22 protein-coding genes are annotated in these 21,061 nt (G+C 46.0%); 18 read left to right on the top strand and 4 right to left on the bottom strand.

The window, feature by feature from the left end; genetic code table 11:
• Positions 1–6 precede the first annotated feature (6 nt).
• A complete protein-coding gene (gene iolR, locus WA325_RS09460; RefSeq protein ID WP_024123450.1) occupies positions 7–762 on the bottom strand; it encodes a myo-inositol utilization transcriptional regulator IolR in 756 nt (251 codons plus the stop codon).
• A gap of 407 nt (positions 763–1,169) precedes the next feature.
• Between iolR and iolA the strand changes: the two genes are divergently transcribed.
• From iolA to WA325_RS09385, 15 genes are all read left to right on the top strand, one after another.
• Positions 1,170–2,633 carry a methylmalonate-semialdehyde dehydrogenase gene (iolA, locus tag WA325_RS09455; protein WP_105954570.1) on the top strand — a complete coding sequence of 488 codons (1,464 nt, stop codon included), beginning with the start codon at positions 1,170–1,172 and terminating at the stop codon, positions 2,631–2,633.
• 74 nt (positions 2,634–2,707) lie between these two features.
• Positions 2,708–3,523, top strand: coding sequence for a 5-deoxy-glucuronate isomerase (gene iolB, locus WA325_RS09450; protein ID WP_336183527.1), 816 nt, complete (start codon positions 2,708–2,710; stop codon positions 3,521–3,523).
• A 23-nt stretch (positions 3,524–3,546) separates the two neighbouring features.
• Positions 3,547–4,524 carry a 5-dehydro-2-deoxygluconokinase gene (iolC, locus tag WA325_RS09445; protein ID WP_336183526.1) on the top strand — a complete coding sequence of 326 codons (978 nt, stop codon included), beginning with the start codon at positions 3,547–3,549 and terminating at the stop codon, positions 4,522–4,524.
• A gap of 32 nt (positions 4,525–4,556) precedes the next feature.
• A complete protein-coding gene (gene iolD / locus WA325_RS09440; protein ID WP_336183525.1) occupies positions 4,557–6,470 on the top strand; it encodes a 3D-(3,5/4)-trihydroxycyclohexane-1,2-dione acylhydrolase (decyclizing) in 1,914 nt (637 codons plus the stop codon).
• A 15-nt stretch (positions 6,471–6,485) separates the two neighbouring features.
• The gene (gene iolE / locus WA325_RS09435; protein WP_095712630.1) at positions 6,486–7,379 is read left to right on the top strand and encodes a myo-inosose-2 dehydratase; all 894 of its coding nucleotides are present in this window, start codon (positions 6,486–6,488) and stop codon (positions 7,377–7,379) included.
• Positions 7,380–7,393: 14 nt separating this feature from the next.
• A complete protein-coding gene (locus tag WA325_RS09430) occupies positions 7,394–8,713 on the top strand; it encodes an MFS transporter (RefSeq protein WP_105991065.1) in 1,320 nt (439 codons plus the stop codon).
• A 22-nt stretch (positions 8,714–8,735) separates the two neighbouring features.
• Positions 8,736–9,770, top strand: coding sequence for a bifunctional inositol 2-dehydrogenase/D-chiro-inositol 1-dehydrogenase (gene iolG / locus WA325_RS09425; protein ID WP_305934196.1), 1,035 nt, complete (start codon positions 8,736–8,738; stop codon positions 9,768–9,770).
• Positions 9,771–9,791: 21 nt separating this feature from the next.
• Positions 9,792–10,661 carry a sugar phosphate isomerase/epimerase family protein gene (locus WA325_RS09420; RefSeq protein WP_059335278.1) on the top strand — a complete coding sequence of 290 codons (870 nt, stop codon included), beginning with the start codon at positions 9,792–9,794 and terminating at the stop codon, positions 10,659–10,661.
• 86 nt (positions 10,662–10,747) lie between these two features.
• Positions 10,748–11,584 carry a 2-keto-myo-inositol isomerase gene (gene iolI / locus WA325_RS09415; RefSeq protein ID WP_336183524.1) on the top strand — a complete coding sequence of 279 codons (837 nt, stop codon included), beginning with the start codon at positions 10,748–10,750 and terminating at the stop codon, positions 11,582–11,584.
• 20 nt (positions 11,585–11,604) lie between these two features.
• Complete coding sequence (iolJ, locus tag WA325_RS09410; RefSeq protein ID WP_336183523.1) at positions 11,605–12,477, top strand: 6-phospho-5-dehydro-2-deoxy-D-gluconate aldolase; 873 nt, start codon at positions 11,605–11,607, stop codon at positions 12,475–12,477.
• A gap of 107 nt (positions 12,478–12,584) precedes the next feature.
• On the top strand, positions 12,585–13,274 hold the full coding sequence (gene yxdJ, locus WA325_RS09405; RefSeq protein WP_105954562.1) for a two-component system response regulator YxdJ: 690 nt from the start codon (positions 12,585–12,587) through the stop codon (positions 13,272–13,274).
• Positions 13,271–14,248: a two-component system sensor histidine kinase YxdK gene (gene yxdK, locus WA325_RS09400; RefSeq protein ID WP_105954561.1), complete on the top strand. Its 978-nt coding sequence runs from the start codon at positions 13,271–13,273 to the stop codon at positions 14,246–14,248. Before yxdJ ends, yxdK begins: the two co-directional genes overlap by 4 nt.
• Before the next feature lie 143 nt (positions 14,249–14,391).
• Positions 14,392–15,165 (top strand): ABC transporter ATP-binding protein YxdL, encoded by a 774-nt coding sequence (gene yxdL, locus WA325_RS09395; RefSeq protein WP_014115765.1) that lies wholly within the window; start codon positions 14,392–14,394, stop codon positions 15,163–15,165.
• The gene (gene yxdM / locus WA325_RS09390; protein ID WP_336183522.1) at positions 15,140–17,008 is read left to right on the top strand and encodes an ABC transporter permease YxdM; all 1,869 of its coding nucleotides are present in this window, start codon (positions 15,140–15,142) and stop codon (positions 17,006–17,008) included. The genes yxdL and yxdM overlap by 26 nt, the downstream gene beginning before the upstream one ends.
• 13 nt (positions 17,009–17,021) lie before the next feature.
• The gene (locus tag WA325_RS09385; protein WP_227598475.1) at positions 17,022–17,369 is read left to right on the top strand and encodes a YxeA family protein; all 348 of its coding nucleotides are present in this window, start codon (positions 17,022–17,024) and stop codon (positions 17,367–17,369) included.
• 41 nt (positions 17,370–17,410) lie between these two features.
• On the opposite strand, the gene WA325_RS09380 is transcribed toward WA325_RS09385, so the two are convergent.
• Complete coding sequence (locus tag WA325_RS09380; protein ID WP_336183521.1) at positions 17,411–18,376, bottom strand: iron-hydroxamate ABC transporter substrate-binding protein; 966 nt, start codon at positions 18,374–18,376, stop codon at positions 17,411–17,413.
• Between the two features lie 176 nt (positions 18,377–18,552).
• Here WA325_RS09380 and WA325_RS09375 point away from each other — a divergent pair, with 176 nt between their 5' ends.
• Positions 18,553–18,951: a hypothetical protein gene (locus WA325_RS09375; RefSeq protein WP_105991058.1), complete on the top strand. Its 399-nt coding sequence runs from the start codon at positions 18,553–18,555 to the stop codon at positions 18,949–18,951.
• Between the two features lie 43 nt (positions 18,952–18,994).
• Here WA325_RS09375 and WA325_RS09370 read toward each other — a convergent pair whose 3' ends face one another.
• On the bottom strand, positions 18,995–19,348 hold the full coding sequence (locus WA325_RS09370) for a hypothetical protein (RefSeq protein ID WP_105991057.1): 354 nt from the start codon (positions 19,346–19,348) through the stop codon (positions 18,995–18,997).
• A 246-nt stretch (positions 19,349–19,594) separates the two neighbouring features.
• Positions 19,595–19,960, bottom strand: a complete 366-nt coding sequence (gene cotNE, locus WA325_RS09365; RefSeq protein WP_095712641.1) for an inner spore coat protein CotNE — start codon at positions 19,958–19,960, stop codon at positions 19,595–19,597.
• Positions 19,961–20,064: 104 nt separating this feature from the next.
• Between cotNE and WA325_RS09360 the strand changes: the two genes are divergently transcribed.
• On the top strand, positions 20,065–20,487 hold the full coding sequence (locus WA325_RS09360) for a DUF3255 family protein (RefSeq protein WP_044160075.1): 423 nt from the start codon (positions 20,065–20,067) through the stop codon (positions 20,485–20,487).
• A complete protein-coding gene (locus WA325_RS09355; protein WP_305934203.1) occupies positions 20,477–21,037 on the top strand; it encodes a hypothetical protein in 561 nt (186 codons plus the stop codon). Before WA325_RS09360 ends, WA325_RS09355 begins: the two co-directional genes overlap by 11 nt.
• Positions 21,038–21,061 lie beyond the last annotated feature (24 nt).

The raw sequence follows: 21,061 nt of genomic DNA, 5'->3' as shown, positions 1-21,061 counted from the left end.
TAAACGTTAGGCCAGATGAATGCCGATTTGGTGCTCATGGCAGTACTGCGTGTACTCGTCATCTAACGGCTGAGAGGTCACAATACAGTGCAGTCTGTCAAAGGGCGCATAGGTCAGCAGCGTTGATTTTCCGAATTTTGAATGGTCGGCCAATAAATACACTTCTTTCGCTTTTTCAGAAATCCTCTTTTTAATGTCATACTCGAGCAGGTCCGAATTGGTCAGTCCGTGTGTCAGTGTTGTTCCGGTTGCAGACATAAAGGCTTTATTGATATTGTACTTCTCCAAAGTGCCCGGATCATCCATGCCGACAAAGGAGCGTGTTTTTCTTTTATAGTTGTTTCCGATAATGATTAAGTTGATATTCTTCATAGCAGATGCCGCATTGATAATGTCCAAGCTGTTGGTTAAAATGGTGACATTTTTGTTCGGATCAAGCGTATCGAGAATCGATTTGGTCGTTGTTCCTGAGTCAATGAAGATTAAGTCATGGTCTTCAATAAACCGGGAAGCATAATGGGCAATTTTTGTTTTCTCATCTTGGTGCTGGATGGTGCGATTCTCAAAAGGAACAAGTGCGGTTTTCTCAATTGATGTTACGCCGCCGTATACTTTTTCGATCGCACCCTTTTCCGTCAGCTTGTTGATATCGCGTCTGACTGTGTTTTTCGAGACATTGAAAACCTGGCACAGCTCATCTAAGGAAACAGTGCCATGCGATAAAATGTACTCCTCCATTTCCTGTATCCGCATCAGTTTCATACAAAAAACTCCTTTTTGAATCTTAAAGTAATGTAAATATATAATAAAAACCAAAAGTTGATCAATAGTTGCTTAAAAAATGATAACATTGGTATGTATCTTTTGCAAGATTCGCCGGACTTCCAGGCGGTCTCTTGCATTACTGAAAGATTAGTATAATAAAAATAATGAAAAAATGTAGTGTTTATGATTGACTTATGGGTATTATACGATTAGAATATAACCAAGAAATGACCAAGAAGTAACCTGTTGTGTGTGATTTCAGTGATGATATGGTTGCTTACATAAAAAGTGTATCTAACCATTGATTTTTTTGTTTTTTTGAAAGCGTTTAATTGTTATCTTATGAATCTATCCTGAACCATCCATACAAGTGTATGTGTTTACTAATGAAGGAGGCAATAAGAATGGCAGAAATCAGAAAATTAAAAAACTATATCAACGGTGAATGGGTTGAAAGCAAAACGGATCAATATGAAGACGTTATCAATCCGGCTACGAAAGAAGTGCTGTGCCAAGTGCCGATTTCTACAAAAGAAGATATTGATTACGCGGCTCAAACAGCGGGTGAGGCATTTAAAACATGGTCGAAAGTGGCGGTTCCGCGCCGTGCGAGAATTCTATTTAACTTCCAGCAGCTGCTGTCTCAGCATAAAGAAGAACTTGCTCATCTGATTACCATCGAAAACGGCAAAAACACAAAAGAAGCTCTGGGGGAAGTGGGACGCGGGATTGAAAACGTTGAGTTCGCGGCAGGCGCGCCTTCTCTGATGATGGGTGACTCACTTGCTTCTATTGCGACGGATGTGGAAGCGGCCAACTACCGCTACCCGATTGGAGTTGTCGGCGGAATCGCACCATTTAACTTCCCGATGATGGTTCCTTGCTGGATGTTCCCAATGGCCATTGCACTCGGCAACACATTTATTTTAAAGCCGTCTGAGCGTACGCCGCTGTTAACGGAGAAATTGGTTGAGCTGTTTGAAAAAGCGGGCCTTCCAAAAGGTGTTTTCAACGTCGTATACGGTGCGCATGACGTTGTGAATGGCATCCTCGAGCATCCTGAAATTAAAGCGATTTCATTCGTAGGCTCAAAGCCGGTCGGTGAATACGTCTACAAAAAAGGAAGCGAAAACTTAAAACGTGTTCAATCTCTGACAGGCGCGAAAAACCACACGATTGTCCTGAATGATGCGAATCTCGAAGACACGATCACAAACATCATCGGAGCAGCCTTCGGTTCAGCCGGAGAACGCTGCATGGCTTGTGCGGTTGTGACAGTTGAAGAAGGTATCGCTGATGAATTCATGGCGAAGCTTCAGGAAAAAGCCGCTGAGATTAAAATCGGAAACGGCCTTGATGACGGCGTGTTCTTGGGACCGGTTATTCGTGAGGACAACAAGAAACGCACGCTCAGCTACATTGAAAAAGGGCTGGAAGAAGGCGCGAGACTCGTTTGTGACGGACGTGAAAATGTGTCTGACGACGGCTACTTTGTCGGCCCGACAATCTTCGATAATGTCACAACAGAGATGACGATCTGGAAAGATGAAATCTTTGCTCCCGTCCTATCCGTCATTCGTGTGAAAAACCTGAAAGAAGCCATTGAGATTGCCAACAAGTCTGAATTTGCGAACGGCGCCTGCCTGTTCACATCCAATTCGAATGCCATCCGCTACTTCCGTGAAAATATTGACGCGGGAATGCTCGGCATCAACCTGGGTGTGCCGGCACCGATGGCGTTCTTCCCATTCTCCGGCTGGAAGTCTTCATTCTTCGGAACGCTGCACGCGAACGGTAAAGACAGCGTTGACTTCTACACGCGTAAAAAAGTGGTGACAGCAAGATACCCGGCACCTGATTTTAACTAAACGACGAACAGCCGAACGGCGTGTCTCTGCGCTGTTCGGACTCATTCTTACCATAGAAAGAGGAGGGCTTAACCATGAGTCATTTGTTGCGTAAGCCGCAGTCGAATGAAGTATCAAAAGGCGTCAAACTTGTGCATGAAGTAACGAAATCAAACTCAGATCTTACCTATGTCGAGTTCAAAGTGTTAGAACTCTCATCCGGTTCAAGCTATACAGAAGAATTGAAAAAACAAGAAATCTGCATTGTGGCAGTGACGGGAAAAATCACAGTGACGGATCATGAATCTACGTTTGAACATATCGGTACGCGTGAAAGCGTATTTGAGAGAAAACCGACAGACAGCGTCTATATCTCCAATGACCGTGCCTTTGAGATTACGGCAGAGCGTGATGCGCGAGTGGCGCTTTGCTATTCGCCATCAGAGAAACAGCTTCCGACAAAGCTGATCAAGGCGGAAGACAACGGGATTGAACATCGCGGAAAGTTTTCCAACAAACGGACCGTTCACAATATTCTTCCGGATTCAGATCCTTCAGCTAACAGCCTCTTAGTGGTTGAAGTGTATACAGACAGCGGAAACTGGTCCAGCTACCCGCCTCATAAACACGATCAAGACAACCTGCCGGAGGAGTCCTTCTTGGAAGAAACCTACTACCATGAATTAGATCCGGGCCAAGGCTTTGTATTTCAGCGCGTTTACACAGATGACCGCTCCATTGACGAGACAATGACTGTAGAAAATGAAAACGTTGTCATCGTTCCTGCGGGATATCACCCGGTAGGTGTGCCGGACGGATATACGTCCTACTATTTAAATGTCATGGCAGGACCGACACGAAAATGGAAGTTTCATAATGATCCGGCTCATGAGTGGATTTTAAAACGCTAACAAGTGAGGAGTGGCTGTTTACGATGAAGTATACATTCAATGAAGAGAAGGACTTTGATATTGTTGCCATCGGCCGGGCGTGTATTGATCTGAATGCGGTTGAATACAATCGCCCAATGGAAGAAACGATGACATTTTCGAAATACGTCGGCGGTTCGCCTGCGAATATCGCGATCGGCAGCTCAAAGCTCGGCTTAAAAGCGGGCTTTATCGGCAAAATTCCAGATGACCAGCATGGCAGATTCATAGAGTCCTATATGAGAAAAACCGGCGTAGACACAACGCATATGGTCGTTGATAAGGAAGGGCATAAAGCCGGTCTCGCATTTACTGAAATTCTGAGCCCGGAAGAATGCAGCATCTTAATGTACCGCGATGACGTGGCCGATCTTTATCTTGAGCCTTCAGAGGTAAGTGAGGACTACATCGCAAATGCGAAAATGCTGCTCGTTTCCGGGACAGCGCTCGCTAAAAGCCCGTCACGGGAAGCGGTGTTAAAAGCCGTTCAATATGCGAAAAAGCACCAGGTAAAAGTCGTGTTCGAACTGGATTATCGCCCATATACATGGCAGTCAGCCGATGAAACAGCTGTTTACTATTCTTTGGTCGCTGAGCAGTCCGATATCGTCATCGGAACACGGGATGAATTCGATGTCATGGAAAACCGCACAGGCGGCAGCAATGAAGAGTCTGTCGATTCTTTATTTGACCATTCAGCCGACCTCGTCGTCATCAAGCATGGCGTAGAAGGCTCTTACGCATACAGCAAATCCGGCGAAGTCTTCCGCGCCCAAGCGTACAAGACAAAAGTGCTGAAAACCTTCGGAGCCGGTGATTCATATGCTTCGGCCTTTATCTACGGACTTGTCAGCGGCAAAGACATTGAAACGGCATTGAAATACGGAAGCGCCTCAGCCTCCATTGTTGTCAGCAAGCACAGCTCATCGGAAGCCATGCCGACGGCGGATGAAATCGCTCAGCTTATTGAAGCACAGTCATAATTGAAAAAGATCGAGTAAAGGTGGGATCGTTTGTGGGGAAGAAAATTCGCTTAACAACAGCACAAGCGCTGATTACATTCTTAAACCAGCAGTACATCCATGTTGATGGCAAGGAAGAGCCTTTCGTAGAAGGGATTTTCACGATTTTCGGTCATGGAAATGTTTTAGGGATTGGGCAGGCGCTTGAGCAGGATGCTGGCCATTTAAAAGTGTACCAAGGGAAAAATGAACAGGGAATGGCGCATGCCGCAATGGCGTACAGCAAGCAAATGCTGAGAAGAAAAATATATGCAGTCTCTACATCAGTCGGGCCGGGAGCGGCCAACTTAGTGGCGGCAGCCGGCACTGCATTGGCAAACAATATCCCGGTTCTCTTCATTCCGGCAGATACATTTGCGACAAGACAGCCCGACCCTGTACTGCAGCAAATGGAGCAAGAGTACAGTGCGGCGGTTACAACAAACGATGCATTGAAGCCTGTATCGAGATACTGGGATCGCATTACACGCCCTGAGCAGCTGATGAGCAGCTTGCTTCGCGCTTTTGAAGTCATGACTGATCCGGCAAAAGCGGGTCCGGCGACCATTTGCATTTCTCAGGATGTGGAAGGCGAAGCGTACGATTTCGATGAAAGTTTCTTCGTCAAACGGGTTCACTATATTGATCGCATGCAGCCGAGCGAGCGTGAGCTTCTAGGTGCGGCGGAGCTGATTAAAGCCAGCAAAAACCCTGTGATCCTCGTAGGCGGAGGCGCGAAATATTCCGGTGCGCGCGATGAATTAATCGCCATTTCTGAGGCCTGTGACATTCCGCTGGTTGAAACACAGGCAGGCAAATCGACTGTGGAAGCTGATTTTCCGAACAACTTGGGCGGAATGGGCATCACAGGAACACTCGCGGCAAATAAGGCGGCCCGCCAGGCTGATTTGATTATCGGTATCGGCACAAGATATACGGATTTTGCGACATCCTCTAAGACCGCTTTTGATTTTGATAAAGCGAAGTTTCTGAACATCAATGTCAGCCGAATGCAGGCGTATAAACTCGATGCGTTCCAAGTGGTGGCGGATGCGAAAGTGACGCTTGGCAAACTGCACGGCCTGCTTGAAGGCTATAAGAGTGAATTCGGCTCAACGATTCAAGAGCTGAAGGACGAATGGCTCGCTGAACGCGAACGCCTCAGCAAAGTGACATTTAAACGGGAAGATTTTGATCCGGAAATCAAACATCATTTCTCTCAAGAGATTCTAAACGAGTACGCTGATGCGTTGAATACCGAGCTTCCGCAAACAACGGCATTGCTGACGATTAACGAGACCATTCCTGAAGACAGCGTGATTATCTGTTCGGCAGGCTCTCTCCCGGGAGATTTGCAGCGTTTGTGGCACTCCAATGTCCCGAATACGTATCACCTGGAGTACGGATATTCCTGCATGGGCTATGAAGTGTCCGGAACACTGGGGCTTAAATTGGCTCACCCAGACAGAGAAGTGTATACGATTGTCGGAGACGGCAGCTTCCTGATGCTTCATTCCGAACTGATCACAGCGATTCAGTATAACAAGAAGATCAATGTGCTGCTTTTTGACAACTCAGGATTCGGATGTATCAACAACCTGCAAATGGACCACGGAAGCGGCAGCTACTACTGTGAGTTCCGCACAGATGACAACCAAATCTTAAATGTCGATTACGCGAAAGTCGCTGAGGGTTACGGCGCGAAAACGTACCGTGCTAACACAGTAGAAGAGTTAAAAGCGGCGTTAGAGGATGCGAAGAAACAAGACGTATCAACGTTGATTGAAATGAAAGTGCTGCCAAAAACAATGACTGACGGCTATGACAGCTGGTGGCATGTCGGAGTGGCTGAGGTATCTGAACAAGAAAGCGTTCAAAAAGCATATGAAGCAAAAGAGAACATGCTCGAATCTGCTAAGCAGTATTAGAGGGGAGGCATCATGATGGGCAAACATGAAATCCTGTGGGGGATCGCTCCCATTGGGTGGCGGAATGATGATATGCCTGAAATCGGAGCGGGAAATACACTTCAGCATTTGTTAAGTGATATTGTTGTCGCGCGTTTTCAAGGTACGGAAGTCGGGGGCTTTTTCCCCGAGCCTTCCATTCTTAATAAAGAGCTTAAGCTTCGGAATTTACGCATTGCGGGAAAATGGTTCAGCAGTTTTATTTTGCGTGACGGACTTGGTGAAGCGGCGAAGGCATTTACCCTGCATTGTGAGTATTTGCAGCAAGTCAATGCGGATGTCGCAGTTGTCTCTGAACAAACCTACAGCGTGCAAAGTCTGGAGAAAAACGTGTTCACAGAGAAACCGCATTTTACTGATGAGGAATGGGAACGGCTTTGTGAAGGATTAAATCATCTTGGGAAAATTGCCGATCAGCATGGCTTAAAGCTGGTATATCATCACCATCTCGGCACCGGCGTCCAAACAGCGGCTGAAGTGGACCGCCTGATGGAGGGAACAGACCCTGCACATGTGCACCTTCTCTACGATACGGGCCATGCGTATATTTCTGACGGCGACTACATGGGCATGCTGAAAAAGCATATCGATCGCATTAAACATGTCCATTTTAAAGACGCCCGGCTGAATGTCATGGAAAAATGCAAACTCGAAGGGAAATCGTTTCAGCAAGCGTTTTTACAAGGCATGTTTACGGTTCCCGGTGACGGATGCATTGATTTTAGAGACGTATATCAGCTGCTGTTAAAACACAATTATTCCGGATGGATTGTCATTGAAGCTGAACAGGACCCCGATGTCGCAAACCCGCTTGAGTATGCATTGATCGCGAGAAACTATATTGATGAGCAGTTGCTGGATCTGGCGTAATGGGGACTGGATATATGAGCAATACCAATGCAGATTCGGCCTTCAATAAACGGACAATCGCGGCAGCATTGGCTAACTACATTGATGCCGGTTCGATTGTGGCTGGATCTGCTGGTTTATCGTTATGGGTCAGTTACCTGAAGCTGTCAGATACCCAAATCGGATTGCTCGGCGCGTTGAGCGCGAATGCCATCTCTGCCGCTGTCGGCGCTTTGCTCGGCGGATTTTTGGCGGATAAAGTCGGGCGAAAAGCTGTTTATACGAACAGCATGCTGATTTATGCGCTGGGGATTTGTTTCGTCCTGTTTAGTGTTAACTTCCCCATGCTGTTAAGCGGTTACATGATTATCGGGCTATCAGTTGGCGCTGATATCACCGCCTCATGGACGATCATCGCGGAAAACGCGCCTAAGAAAAACCGGGCCCGCCACTGCGGCGTGGCACAGGTTGCGTGGGCCGCAGGGGCAGTCGCTGTTCTGCTTCTCTCTGTGTTGGTCGGTGATTTAGGTCTGTTGGGAAATAAAATTGTGTTTGCTCATCTGCTGGTGATTGCGCTGATTACGTACGTCCTCAGAATCAGGCTTCCTGAGTCAGACGCGTGGCAGCAGAAAAATAAGCCCGCAGACATACAGGAGGCAGAGAAGCCGGCTGTATTACACAAAACCTCGTATTTTGATTTGCTCAAGCCTAAGTATGTAAAAAGCATTCTGTTTTTAATGGGTGTGTACTTGGTTTGGAACTTAGCCGCCGGCGTTATGGGCTTCTTTATGCCTTACATTTATCAGCAGGTTGGCGGGGTATCTGCCAACATGGCAAATCTTTTGCAAATGGGTCTGTTTATCTTTACCGGCCTTGGGGTCGCTCTGATTTTTATGCCCTTTGCAGATCAATATAGAAAAACGGTTTTTGGAATCGCTGCTTTTATGGCCGTCATCGGCTGGACGCTGTTTCTGCTCCCGGTTGAAGGAATGCCGGTCCTGCTTCTGTTTATCGTGGTGATGGGGATCAATAACGGAGCCGGCCAGCAGGCGAATTATCAATTATGGGCCAGCGAAATTTTCCCTACTCAATACCGTGCTTCCGCACAAGGACTGATGTTTTTTCTTGTTCGTATCTCAATAGGGATTTGGAGTCTGTTTGTCCCAATGATTATCAGCCATTTCGGCATTGGAACGATGGCTGCAATTCTCCTCGGGTGTGTGACGGCCAGCATGATGATCGGGCTTCTTTTCGCGCCGAATACATCTGGCAAGTCGCTTGAACAAATTCAAGAGGAACTCTACGGATCTCCTCGGAGCCAAGTAAAGCAAGAAACTGAAAGCAAAATGATGTAACTAACAGAAGGAGTGGCTGTCAATGAGTTTACGTATTGGCGTAATTGGAACTGGAGCAATCGGAAAAGAACATATTAACCGCATCACAAACAAACTGTCCGGCGCAGAAATTGTAGCTGTAACGGATGTGAATCAAGAAGCCGCACAGAACGTCGTCGAGCACTACCAATTAAACGCAGCAGTATATCCTGATGATGACAGCCTTCTGGCAGATGAAAATGTAGACGCTGTCCTAGTGACTAGCTGGGGGCCTGCGCATGAATCGAGTGTGCTGAAAGCCATTAAAGCCCAGAAATATGTGTTCTGTGAAAAGCCGCTTGCGACAACGGCTGAAGGATGCATGCGCATCGTTGAAGAGGAAATGAAAACGGGGAAACGCCTCGTTCAAGTCGGCTTTATGCGCCGTTATGACAGCGGTTACGTACAGCTGAAAGAGGCGCTCGACAACAATGTCATCGGCGAGCCGCTTATGATTCACTGCGCGCACCGCAACCCAAGTGTAGCTGATAACTATACAACGGATATGGCCGTTGTCGATACACTTGTTCATGAAATTGATGTGCTGCACTGGCTCGTCAATGATGACTACGAGTCCGTTCAAGTCATCTATCCGAAAAAATCGAAAAATGCGCTGCCGCATCTAAAAGATCCGCAAATCGTAGTCATTGAAACAAAAGGCGGTATCGTCATCAATGCTGAGATCTATGTGAACTGTAAATACGGCTATGACATTCAATGTGAGATCGTTGGAGAAGACGGCATCATCAAGCTTCCTGAACCATCAAGCATCAGCATGAGAAAAGAAGGCAAATTCAGCACAAATATCCTGATGGATTGGCAGAGACGCTTTGTGGACGCGTACGATGTGGAAATCCAAGACTTCATTGATTCGATCCAGAAAAAAGGCGAAGTCAGCGGGCCGACGGCATGGGACGGCTATATTGCTGCCGTTACGACTGACGCGTGTGTAAAAGCCCAGGAATCTGGACAAAAAGAAAAGGTTGAATTGAAGGAAAAACCGGAATTCTATCAATCTTTTACAACAGTGGAAAACTAGGAATATGGAGGAGTGAAAAAAATGAAATTAGCATTGGATCCATCGATGTATCGAGATGATTTAACGTTGGAGGAAATGGTCTATAAAACGGCGGAGCTTGGCTATGAATATATCGAACTTTCCCCGCGCGAGGATTTTTGTCCATTCTATAAATATCCGAAAGTCGATTCAGCAAAGATCAAACAATTAAAGCGGCTTTTAAGGGATACAGGTGTTAAGCTTTCATCACTCCTTCCGCTTTACCACTGGGCGGGTCCTGAAGAAGACCGCCGCCAGGCTGCGGTGCGCAACTGGAAAAGGGCGATCGAAATTGCGGTTGAACTTGAAGTGGATTTGATGAACAGTGAATTCAGCGGTTCAAAATATGATCCTTTAACAAGCGAAGAAAAATTTATCAAATCCATGGATGAGCTTCTGCCAGTCTTTGAAAAAGAAGGCATTAAACTCAATCTTCAAGCCCATCCGTACGATTTTATCGAAACGCACAAAGGTGCGATGGATATGATCCGCGCGCTCGACAAGGACTGGATCAACCTTGTCTACTCGACTGCGCATACGTTCTTCTATGATGACGGAAAAGGAGATATCGCGACAATGTTTGACGAAGCCGGCGACCGTCTCACACATGTTTTATTTGCAGATACCTTTAATCATAAAGCGGCTCACGGCCTGCGCTACATCGTCAATCCGCCTGACGCGAAAGTAACGGTTCACCAGCATTTGGACATTGGTCAAGGCGAGGTTGATTTTGATACGATTTTCAGAAAACTGAGAGAGATGAAGTTCGACGGAATTGCGACGAATGCCGTGTTTGCTTGGGTCGACGAAAGAGCGGATGAATCAAGCCGATTTATGCTTAAAAAAATGAAAGAAGAATTAGGTCTGGCATAAGCTGAGCATGGAGTTCGGCGGGATATGGCGAACAGCCTTCCTGCCGAACTCCCTTCGTATCTAAAACGCAGATGGGGGAGTCTGACATGAAACTTTGTTTTAATGAAGCAACAACATTGGAAAACTCAAATCTTAAACAGGATTTAGAGCTATGCGAAAAGCATGGCTATGATTATATTGAAATCCGCACAATGGATAAGCTGCCGGAGTACTTAAAAGACCATTCATTGGCCGATCTTGCGGAATACTTTCAAACCCATCACATCAAACCGCTTGCCTTAAACGCACTCGTTTTCTTCAATAACCGTGATGAAAAGGGCTATCAGGAGATCATTGCTGAATTTAAGGGCATGATGGAAACCTGCAAAACCCTCGGTGTGCAATATGTGGTGGCCGTTCCGCTTGTGACAGAGCAGAAAATCTTAAAAGAAGAGATCAAAAAGAGCTGTGTAGAGGTTCTGACTGAGCTTTCTGATATTGCCGAACCGTACGGCGTAAAAATCGCCCTTGAGTTTGTCGGCCATCCGCAATGTACGGTCAATACATTTGAACAGGCGTATGACATCATCAATACTGTCAGCCGCGACAATGTCGGGCTTGTCTTTGACAGCTTCCACTTCCATGCGATGGGATCAAATATTGAAAGCTTAAAGCAGGCGGACGGGAAGAAAATCTTTATTTATCATATTGACGATACGGAAGATTTCCCAATCGGCTTTTTAACGGATGAAGATCGCGTATGGCCCGGCCAAGGGGCGATTGACTTGGATGCCCACTTATCAGCCCTCAAGGAAATCGGCTTCTCTGAGGTGGTATCCGTTGAGCTGTTCCGGCCTGAATACTATAAGCTCAGTGCGGAAGAAACAATTCAAACAGCGAAAGAAACTACAATTGATGCGGTATCAAAATATTTCAGCATGTAATGGATAAAGGAGGGGTGAACATGGCTTTTGTATCGATGAAAGAGCTTCTTGAAGATGCAAAGCGGGAGCAATACGCGATCGGACAGTTTAATATCAACGGCCTGCAGTGGACGAAGGCGATTTTGCAGGCGGCGCAAAAGGAGCAATCACCAGTCATCGCCGCGGCTTCCGATCGCCTTGTCGACTATTTAGGCGGATTTAAAACGATTGCCGCCATGGTCGGCGCGTTAATGGAGGAAATGGCGATTACCGTTCCCGTGGTGCTTCATCTTGATCACGGAAGCAGTGCGGAACGCTGCAGACAGGCAATTGATGCCGGATTTAGCTCAGTGATGATTGACGGCTCTCATCAGCCGATTGACGAGAATATCGCGATGACAAAAGAAGTCACCGATTATGCCGCAAAGTACGGTGTGTCAGTAGAAGCCGAAGTCGGCACGGTCGGAGGAATGGAAGACGGGCTGGTCGGCGGGGTCCGCTATGCCGATATCACGGAATGTGAGCGGATCGTCAAAGAAACCAATATCGACGCGCTAGCCGCTGCCCTCGGCTCTGTACACGGCAAATATCAGGGTGAGCCGAATCTCGGATTTAAGGAAATGGAGGCTATCTCCCGCATGACTGATATTCCCCTCGTTCTTCACGGGGCATCCGGGATTCCGCGGGATCAGATCAAAAAAGCCATCACGCTCGGCCACGCGAAGGTCAATATCAATACGGAATGTATGGTAGCCTGGACAAACGAAACACGCCGCATGTTTCAGGAAAACAGCGATCTGTACGAACCGCGCGGCTATATGACACCCGGCATTGGAGCCGTGGAAGAGACAGTGCGAAGCAAAATGAGAGAGTTCGAATCAGCCGGTAAAGCAGCTAAGCAGCAGGTCGGCTGAAGAGACCTGAAACCGCCGAGATGGCGGTTTTTTTGTGCGGTGTTGCGTCCGTACCCCCGAAACGATTATGATGATGGCAGCAGTGTAAGAAACGGGAGTGGTTCAGTTTGAATAAAATCATGATTGTGGAAGACAGTGAAGACATTCGCGGACTATTGCAGAATTATCTTGAAAAATACGGATACCAAACCGTGGTCGCCGCGGATTTCACGGCTGTTCTTGATGTCTTTTTGCGAGAAAAGCCTGATGTGGTGCTGCTTGATATCAACCTACCGTCCTATGACGGTTATTATTGGTGCCGCCAGATCCGCCAGCACTCCACAAGCCCGATCATTTTCATTTCAGCCAGAAGCGGGGAAATGGATCAGGTGCTGGCGATTGAAAACGGCGGAGACGATTATATCGAAAAACCGTTTTCCTACGATATTGTGCTGGCGAAAATCAAAAGCCAGATCCGCAGGGCATACGGAGAGTACGCCGCAAAACAGGGGGAGAAAGTGGTTGAATATGCCGGCGTGCAGCTCTTTGTGGAACGGTTTGAACTGCGCTTTCATGAAGAAAAAAGCGAGCTTTCTAAAAAAGAAAGTAAGCTTTTGGAAGTGCTGCTGGAGCGGGGAGAAAAGGTGACGGGAAGAGACCGGCTCATGGAAAAAGCGTGGGACACCGACATTTTCGTCGATGATAATACACTTAACGTGTATATCACGCGGCTCAGGAAAAAACTGCGGGAGCTGAATGCGCCTGTTTCGATTGAATCGGTGCGGGGCGAAGGCTACCAGCTGAGGGCGCTGTCATGAAGCTGTTTCTCCGGTCTCATGCAGTGCTGATTCTGCTTTTTCTCCTTCAAGGGCTGTTTGTCTTCTTTTATTACTGGTTTGCGGGTCTTCATTCTTTTTCTCACTTGTTTTACATATTGGGCGTGCAGCTTCTTATTTTGGCGGGTTATCTTGCCTATCGCTGGTACAAAGACCGCGGCGTGTATCATTGGCTCAGTTCAGGACAGGAAGGGACGGACATCCCGTATCTCGGTTCTTCAGTGTTTTGTTCAGAGCTGTATGAAAAGCAGATGGAGCTGATCCGGCTTCAGCACCAGAAGCTCCATGAGACCGAAGCCAAGCTTGACGCGCGGGTGACGTATATGAATCAATGGGTGCATCAAGTAAAGACGCCGCTGTCGGTCATTAATTTAATCATTCAGGAAGAGGATGAGCCCGTTTTTGAACAAATCAAAAAAGAAGTCCGGCAGATTGAATTCGGGCTGGAGACGCTTCTTTATTCTTCAAGGCTCGACCTGTTTGAACGGGATTTTAAAATTGAAGCGGTTTCCCTGTCCGAGCTTCTTCAATCAGTTATTCAAAGCTATAAACGATTTTTTATTCAATATCGCGTTTATCCGAAAATGAACGTTTGCGATGATCATCAGATTTACACCGATGCAAAATGGCTCAAATTTGCGATCGGCCAAGTGGTCACAAATGCGGTCAAGTATTCAGCGGGCAAGAGTGACAGACTTGAGCTGAATGTCTTCCGCGATGAAGACAGGACGGTGCTTGAAGTCAAAGATTACGGCGTCGGGATTCCCTCGCAAGACATCAAGCGGGTATTTGACCCTTATTACACCGGTGAAAACGGGCGGCGTTACCAAGAATCTACGGGAATCGGCCTCCATCTCGTCAAAGAAATTACAAGTAAGCTCAATCATACTGTGGACATCAGCTCGTCTCCCGGTGAAGGGACATCAGTTCGATTTTCATTTCTTACAAAAATGTAAGGCTGCGTTAAGAAAACAACATAGCCCGCTTTGTTTCCCCTTGATAACATGGATTTATGTCAAGGGGATTTTTATGTTGAACGTCCCGGCACTACATGAAAGCAGCCCAGATCAACAAGAATAAAACCATAAGGAGGATTCTCATGGCGAATATGCTTGAAGTCAAACATATAAATAAAACTTATAAAGGACAAGTATCCTATCAAGCCTTAAAGCAAATTTCATTTTCAATAGAAGAAGGCGAGTTTACGGCGGTGATGGGGCCGTCCGGGTCCGGGAAAACAACGCTTTTGAATATCATTTCAACGATCGACCGTCCGGATTCAGGCGATATCCTGATTCACGGAGAAAACCCGCATCGCCTGAAGCGGACAAAGCTCGCTCATTTCCGCCGCAAGCAGCTCGGATTTGTGTTTCAGGATTTCAACCTTCTGGACACGCTGACAATCGGTGAAAATATCATGCTGCCGTTAACGCTTGAAAAAGAAGCACCATCTGTAATGGAAGAAAAACTGCAAGGCATCGCGGCAAAGCTCGGTATCGAAAACCTGCTCAACAAACGGACGTTTGAAGTATCCGGAGGACAGCGCCAGCGTGCCGCCATCGCAAGAGCGGTCATTCATAAGCCGTCACTCATCCTGGCCGATGAACCGACGGGCAACCTTGATTCCAAAGCGTCAAAAGACGTCATGGAAACGATGCAGAGCCTGAATCAGGATGATCATGTCACGGCTTTGATGGTGACCCACGATCCTGTTGCGGCAAGCTACTGCCGCCGCGTCATCTTTATAAAAGACGGCGAACTGTTTAATGAGATTTACCGCGGAGAAAACCGCCAAGTATTTTATGAACAAATTCTCGATGTGCTATCTATGCTGGGGGGGAACGCAAATGACCTTTCTTCAGTTCGCTTATAAAAACGTCACGAGAAACAAAAGGGCCTATCTTGCATTCTTTTTAAGCAGCGCTTTTTCCGTTTTGATTTTCTTTACCTTTGCGATGTTCCTGTTTCATCCGGCATTAAAGGAAGGCTACCTGAATAATATCGCCAAAAAAGGCTTAACCGCTGCGGAATGGATGATCTTTGTTTTTTCTTTCTTATTTGTTCTGTATTCGGTTAACGCATTTTTGAAATCAAGAAATAAAGAATTCGGCATCCTGCTCATGCAGGGCATCACGCCGGGGCAGCTGAGAAAGCTCATTACTGCGGAAAACATGATCATCGGCGTCATGTCAATTGCAGCCGGCATAATCGGAGGATTCATTTTTTCAAAGACGTTCTTTACGGTCGGCGCTTATATTTTAGAAATGGACGCGCTGCCTTTGTATATGCCCTGGAAAGCGCTCGGTATTACGGCCGGCGGATTTCTGCTCTTATTTTTCTTTTTATCGCAGTTTACGATCCTTTTTGTCAGATCAAATACGGTTATCAAATTAATAAAGGGCACTGACAAGATTAAGCCGGAGCCTAAGCCGTCCGTGCTTCTGTCCTTATTCGGCATCGCCTGTCTTTGCGGCGGGTACGGCATGGTTCTTAAAGGCAATGTCCACGGGGCCGAACCGTTTATCATTTTACTGCTCACCGTCATCGGAACATATTTCTTTTTCAGCCAAAGCAGCATATGGATTCTGCGCGCGCTGAAGAAGTGGAAAACCTTTTATCTGCGCGGGAAAAATGTCATTTGGGTTTCTGATCTTGTCTATCGTTTAAAAGACAACGCCCGCCTGTTCTTTATTGTCAGCATTATTTCCGCGGTTGCGTTTACTGCTACGGGTGTGCTCGCGATGTACAAATCGACCGTCGGGGCGGAAGAGTCCGCTTATGAGATGGAGTATATATCTTACAGCGGCAATCCAAAAGAAGAGACTCATTTGAAAAAAATTGACCATGAACTGAAAACACACGGTTTTACGTATAAGAAAGACGAAATAAATGTTTCTTATGTTCGCTATCAGGAAGGAGAAACTGTTCCCCCTGTTTACATGATCAGCGAATCGGATGTATCAAAATACTTCCATGTCAAGCTGAACGGCCTGAAAAATGATGAGGCTATCTTTTTCCCGGGCACGTATGACCGAAATTTCAAAAACGAAGCGCCGGATCAGCTGAAGCTGCTGAACCAAAAAGGCAAGCTGTCCGGACAAAAACTGTCAGTAAAAGAAGTTAAAAAACCGCTGATCTCATTGAACGCCATCATCGCGGTGAACGATAAAACCTTTGATCAGCTCAAATCACTCGGTGATAAAGCGTCATTATACGGCTACAGCTATGATCATTGGAAAGACAGTCTTGGGATCAGCCAATCCTTGAAAAATGAGATTTACGGCAACTATATTGATGTGCATTCTGATTTTATGGCAAAAGCCGGCACCTACTATGATACGGTGCAGCTGCCGAGCTTGAGTTTATTCATCGGCCTGTTTATCGCGATCGTCTTCTTTGTCGCGGCAGCAAGTTTCTTATATTTCAGGCTGTTCACCGATTTAGAAGAAGATCGGGAGCGCTACCGTTCGCTGGCCAAAATCGGTTTGAGTGAGCGTGAGATGTCACAAAGCATGACGATACAATTGGCGATTCTCTTTTTCTTTCCATTTGTCATTGCTGTTATGCATACGCTGTTTGCCTTGAGAACATTGGCCGTGGATGGCTATTCCGATGTAGCGGGGCCGCTCAGTCTCACCATCGGAGGTTTTTTCCTTTTTCAGCTTCTATTCTTCCTCGCGGTGCGGTCAAGCTATTTGAAAAAAATGAACAAGTAAGGGGAGGGTAAAGATGAAAAAAGCATTGGCAATCCTGGTCGTTTTGGCGGCTGCTGCCGTAATATGCGGGCTTCTCTTTTTTCATAACGATGTTACAGACAGATTTAATCCGTTTATTCACCAGCAAGATGTCTATGTGCAGATTGATCGAGATGGTAAACATCTTAGCCCAGGCGGTACTGAGTATACATTAGACGGATATCATGCATCCGGAAAAAAAGAAGAAGTGACCTTTTTCGCCGGTAAAGACCTTCGGAAGAACGCATATTTGAAGGTGAAGGCAAAAGGAAAGTATGTCGAGACTTGGGAAGAAGTCAGGTTTGAAGATATGCCGCACTCCGTACAGTCAGCATTAAAGTGAATCATAAAAAATGGCACAGTGTCATAACTGTGCCATTTTCTTTATTTTTTATTTTCTTCGGCCCGTTTGATCAGCATGTCGGTGATGATATCCACCTGTTTGCTGACGGAAATCGGATCGTACGGATAGAAGGTGTCGAAATCATTCATAAACACACGGTTATGTTTCACAGCGTCTAGGTTTTTCCAAATGGAGGATTCCTTCAGCTTGTCGAGTGTTTTGCTTTCGCCTTTCGGATTGTAGTCCGTAATGAACATATAATCTGCGGCATACTCAGGAATCACTTCTTGAGAGAGCTGTTTCATCTCGCCTTTTTTGATGACATCTTGTTCAATCTTTTCAGGCGCTTTTAACCCAAGCGCGTTGTATACAGCTTGGCCGCCGCGACCGCCATTGTCATTGAAGACCCAGAATTCGCCCTTGTCCGTGTTTTCATAAATGCCGAAGGTCGCATCTTTGTCGATGACGCCGGCTATTTTCTTTTTGGCTGCTTCCGCTTTTTTGTTAAAGTCAGCCATAAATGCTTTTGCTTTATCCTTGGCGCCCGCAATATCTCCGAACATTGCTACAGTATCTTCGACGTTTTTCGCGGTGTTATAAGGAACGACAACGGTTGGAGCGATTTTCTTTAATTTATCGACATTCTCTTCATTCATGACAACAATCAAGTCAGGCTGAAGCTCCATTACTTTCTCAACGCTGATCGGATCACCGACATCCTTTACATCTTTCAGCTTTGATTTTAAAAATGGATTGTCAAATGACCATGAGCCCGAGCCGACCACATTTGCCCCGACAGACAGCAATTCCCCAGCATAAAAATCAGTGACGATGCGTTTCGGATGTGCAGGAATGTTGACGTTCCCTTTTGTTGATTTGTATGTTCTCATTTCTGTCTTTTCGGAAGCTGAATCACCTGAGCTTCCTTTCGAAGCCGTGCCGCTGCAAGCACTGACAAACATGAGAAGCAGCACCAGCATGCCCGCGAGCAATGTGTTCTTTTTCATCAAGAACCCTCCAATATGTATTTTGATTCATTAGTAATGATTATCATTATCAATTAATAATATAGCAAGAAACCTGTTCTCCGTCTATCACTATTTTTAAGGGAGAAAGTTTTTCCTGTTTATGGGTGACGAGGTATGATTAATCGATTATTATAGGTAAATAGGAGGAGGAAAATATGGAAATCACAAAAAGAGGTGCCGCATGGGAATGGCTGCATAGCTGGTGGATGCTGTTTATTTTCATGCCTTTTGCCATTACCAGTTTTTTTGCCTTTTTATTTATTGGCATTAAAGTTAGAAATAAAAAGTGGATCATATACGGAATCATTTATTTTTTCGTATTTGCGTTTGCTTTTGTGCTGCCTGATCCGCCCGGATTGCTTATTGTGCTCCCATTGTGGGCTGTGACGATTATTCACGGTTTTAAAGTGCGTCCGCTGTATCTGATTCAGCTGGATGTCTACAAAGACAATGTGGAGGCACGGGCCTTTGCTGAGGCAAGAAGTGAAGCCGAGAGCAGATTTCATGCGCCGAAACAGTCTATTCAAGATATACATATTCGCAAAGAACGGTAAGAAAAAAGCTCAACACTAAACATTGTGTTGAGCTTTTTATATGCTACTGCTGATAGGACTGCTGCTGGAATGGCGTTTGTTGACCGAATGGAAGTGTAGACACATTCGTATTCATCATGCTGGATTGCCCAGTAAGTTCCTGCTGCATTTGGTTGCACATGTTGACAACCTGCTGACATTTTTGAATGGCTGTGTCATGTCCGTGCAGCGCTTGCTGAATGGTATGTGCAGCTTGTTGTTCGTGGTTTAGAATCTGTTGCAGCATTTGGATGTTTTGCTGCTCCTGATGAAGCATTTGACGATATTGGTTGCTGCTTTGCTGTGTTTGCTGAATAAGCTGCTGAGCTGTCTGGCGGCACTGGTTCAGCTGCTGCAGGCTGTGTTGCGTATTGTGCATAAATGACCCCTCCGTATGTTCAATTGACATTTGTCGGTATTATCATGCGACCCGAACCAAAAGAAATTCTGCAAAAGGGGAACTACAATTATTTTCCTTCCCCCCTCTATCTTTGAATGAAATCGGAAAAGATTGTATACTTGTAAAAACCCTTTTTATGTAAATATCCCGCTCTGCACATAAGAATAGCGGAAAACGAAACTCCGAAATCTGGAGAATCGTATTCCGCTTTTTTCTTTTCTTGCTTCAGAAACCGCCTTCGCCCGCAGTAAATGGGATATTTAATCTGTTTTCTACCGCGCGGAGGCGCTGATTGAGCCGGTTTAAGCGGCGTGTATGGCGTTCAACAGTCTGGCTTAGCTGATTGACCTGATCGGCCATTCTTGCAATTTCCCGGTTTTGACGGCGATCCTCATTCGACAGACGGGTTAATTCTCTTGTCTGCTGTTCGTTTTGCCGTTCAAGAGCAGCGATTCTTCTTTCCAATGCCGGCTGTCTGTCCGTCTGGTATGGCTGGTATACATCCTGCTGCGGATATGGATTGTATTCATATTGGCTATAGTAGGGTTCCTGCTGAGGGAGCTGCGGGCTGTAATATTGATAAGGGTTCATGTAATCAATCTCCTTAAAAAGTAATGTGGGTGAATTCCTTATAATCTATGTAGTCATTGGCACAGTGCCACGGCATTCGCCTAAAAAAGTAAGAAAGGACGGTGATGACGCTGAGCAGAAAAGGACCTGTTATTGTGTTCCTGTCTGCTGTATGTCTCATCATTTCGGGCTGTCAGCAGCCAAAAGACGAGACGCCGTTTTATTACGGAACTTGGGATGAGGGCATTATCCCCGGTCCCATGGATGGCGTGAAATCAGCAACGGTCACATTTACCAAAGACAAGGTGCTGGAGACGGAGGTGATTGAAGGGAGAGGAGAGGTGCAGCTGCCCTTTATGGAATACAAGGTAATATCTCAAAGCGCTGACGGTTCCATTGAGATCCAGTACCTTGGCTCCTATTATCCGCTCAAAAGCAAACTGAAAAGAGGGAAAGACGGGACGTTGATATGGGAGCAAAATGGTCAGGAAAAAACGATGACAAGAATCGAGTCAAAGGCCCGCAAGGAGGAGAAACATGAGAAATAAAAAAGCGGAAAGACTGGTGTTAACAGGCCTTATTTTACATATCATTCAGTGGTTGTTGGTATTATGGGCTTTTCTCAAAATCAAACATTTATTTAGTGACTATACGATCTACAATCCGAATGTCATAAACGGAACGATGCAGTCGTTATCGTTTATGCAAATGCTGCGTTCTATGATGTACTCGGGCGCCATGGTGAATTATGTTCTGTTTTTTGTGATTGCATTGCTTATCTATTGTTTAGTGCTTCATGCGGTCATGATTGTTCTGGAAATGGCTGCTTATGTGATGATCAGACGGAATCCTTCATCTTCATGGGCATATTTTTTGACGGCGGCGGGTGTGAAGCTTGCAATCTTAAATATCACAGGTATTCCATTTTTAGCTGCCGGCTTCCTGCTGATGAAACAGAAACAAGCAGAAACCGGCGAAAAGGATGCAGAACCAAAGCGAAAGCCGCGCACGCGGATCCGGAGACAAGGCAGACGTCTAAACAGAAACAGGAGAAAATCATCGCTTTCAGTTGAATATCAAAAAGAAAAAACGATATGATGGGACTATAGCCTGAAAACGACA

Source organism: Bacillus sp. 205(2023) (assembly GCF_037027485.1).
Classification (GTDB): Bacteria; Bacillota; Bacilli; order Bacillales; family Bacillaceae; genus Bacillus; species Bacillus halotolerans.
Note: the sequence above shows the minus strand (reverse complement) of the source record. Positions and strands in the feature narration are given on the sequence as shown.

Coding starts and splice junctions, on each gene's coding strand:
- WA325_RS09370 (WP_105991057.1), bottom strand. CDS start 19,348: ATGCACAATACGCAACACAGCCTGCAGCAGCTGAACCAGTGCCGCCAG.
- yxdK (WP_105954561.1), top strand. CDS start 13,271: ATGAAGCTGTTTCTCCGGTCTCATGCAGTGCTGATTCTGCTTTTTCTC.
- iolC (WP_336183526.1), top strand. CDS start 3,547: ATGAAGTATACATTCAATGAAGAGAAGGACTTTGATATTGTTGCCATC.
- WA325_RS09430 (WP_105991065.1), top strand. CDS start 7,394: ATGAGCAATACCAATGCAGATTCGGCCTTCAATAAACGGACAATCGCG.
- yxdL (WP_014115765.1), top strand. CDS start 14,392: ATGGCGAATATGCTTGAAGTCAAACATATAAATAAAACTTATAAAGGA.
- iolJ (WP_336183523.1), top strand. CDS start 11,605: ATGGCTTTTGTATCGATGAAAGAGCTTCTTGAAGATGCAAAGCGGGAG.
- WA325_RS09380 (WP_336183521.1), bottom strand. CDS start 18,376: ATGAAAAAGAACACATTGCTCGCGGGCATGCTGGTGCTGCTTCTCATG.
- WA325_RS09385 (WP_227598475.1), top strand. CDS start 17,022: ATGAAAAAAGCATTGGCAATCCTGGTCGTTTTGGCGGCTGCTGCCGTA.
- iolE (WP_095712630.1), top strand. CDS start 6,486: ATGGGCAAACATGAAATCCTGTGGGGGATCGCTCCCATTGGGTGGCGG.
- WA325_RS09355 (WP_305934203.1), top strand. CDS start 20,477: ATGAGAAATAAAAAAGCGGAAAGACTGGTGTTAACAGGCCTTATTTTA.
- cotNE (WP_095712641.1), bottom strand. CDS start 19,960: ATGAACCCTTATCAATATTACAGCCCGCAGCTCCCTCAGCAGGAACCC.
- WA325_RS09375 (WP_105991058.1), top strand. CDS start 18,553: ATGGAAATCACAAAAAGAGGTGCCGCATGGGAATGGCTGCATAGCTGG.
- iolR (WP_024123450.1), bottom strand. CDS start 762: ATGAAACTGATGCGGATACAGGAAATGGAGGAGTACATTTTATCGCAT.
- WA325_RS09360 (WP_044160075.1), top strand. CDS start 20,065: ATGACGCTGAGCAGAAAAGGACCTGTTATTGTGTTCCTGTCTGCTGTA.
- iolG (WP_305934196.1), top strand. CDS start 8,736: ATGAGTTTACGTATTGGCGTAATTGGAACTGGAGCAATCGGAAAAGAA.
- WA325_RS09420 (WP_059335278.1), top strand. CDS start 9,792: ATGAAATTAGCATTGGATCCATCGATGTATCGAGATGATTTAACGTTG.
- yxdM (WP_336183522.1), top strand. CDS start 15,140: ATGACCTTTCTTCAGTTCGCTTATAAAAACGTCACGAGAAACAAAAGG.
- iolB (WP_336183527.1), top strand. CDS start 2,708: ATGAGTCATTTGTTGCGTAAGCCGCAGTCGAATGAAGTATCAAAAGGC.
- iolI (WP_336183524.1), top strand. CDS start 10,748: ATGAAACTTTGTTTTAATGAAGCAACAACATTGGAAAACTCAAATCTT.
- iolA (WP_105954570.1), top strand. CDS start 1,170: ATGGCAGAAATCAGAAAATTAAAAAACTATATCAACGGTGAATGGGTT.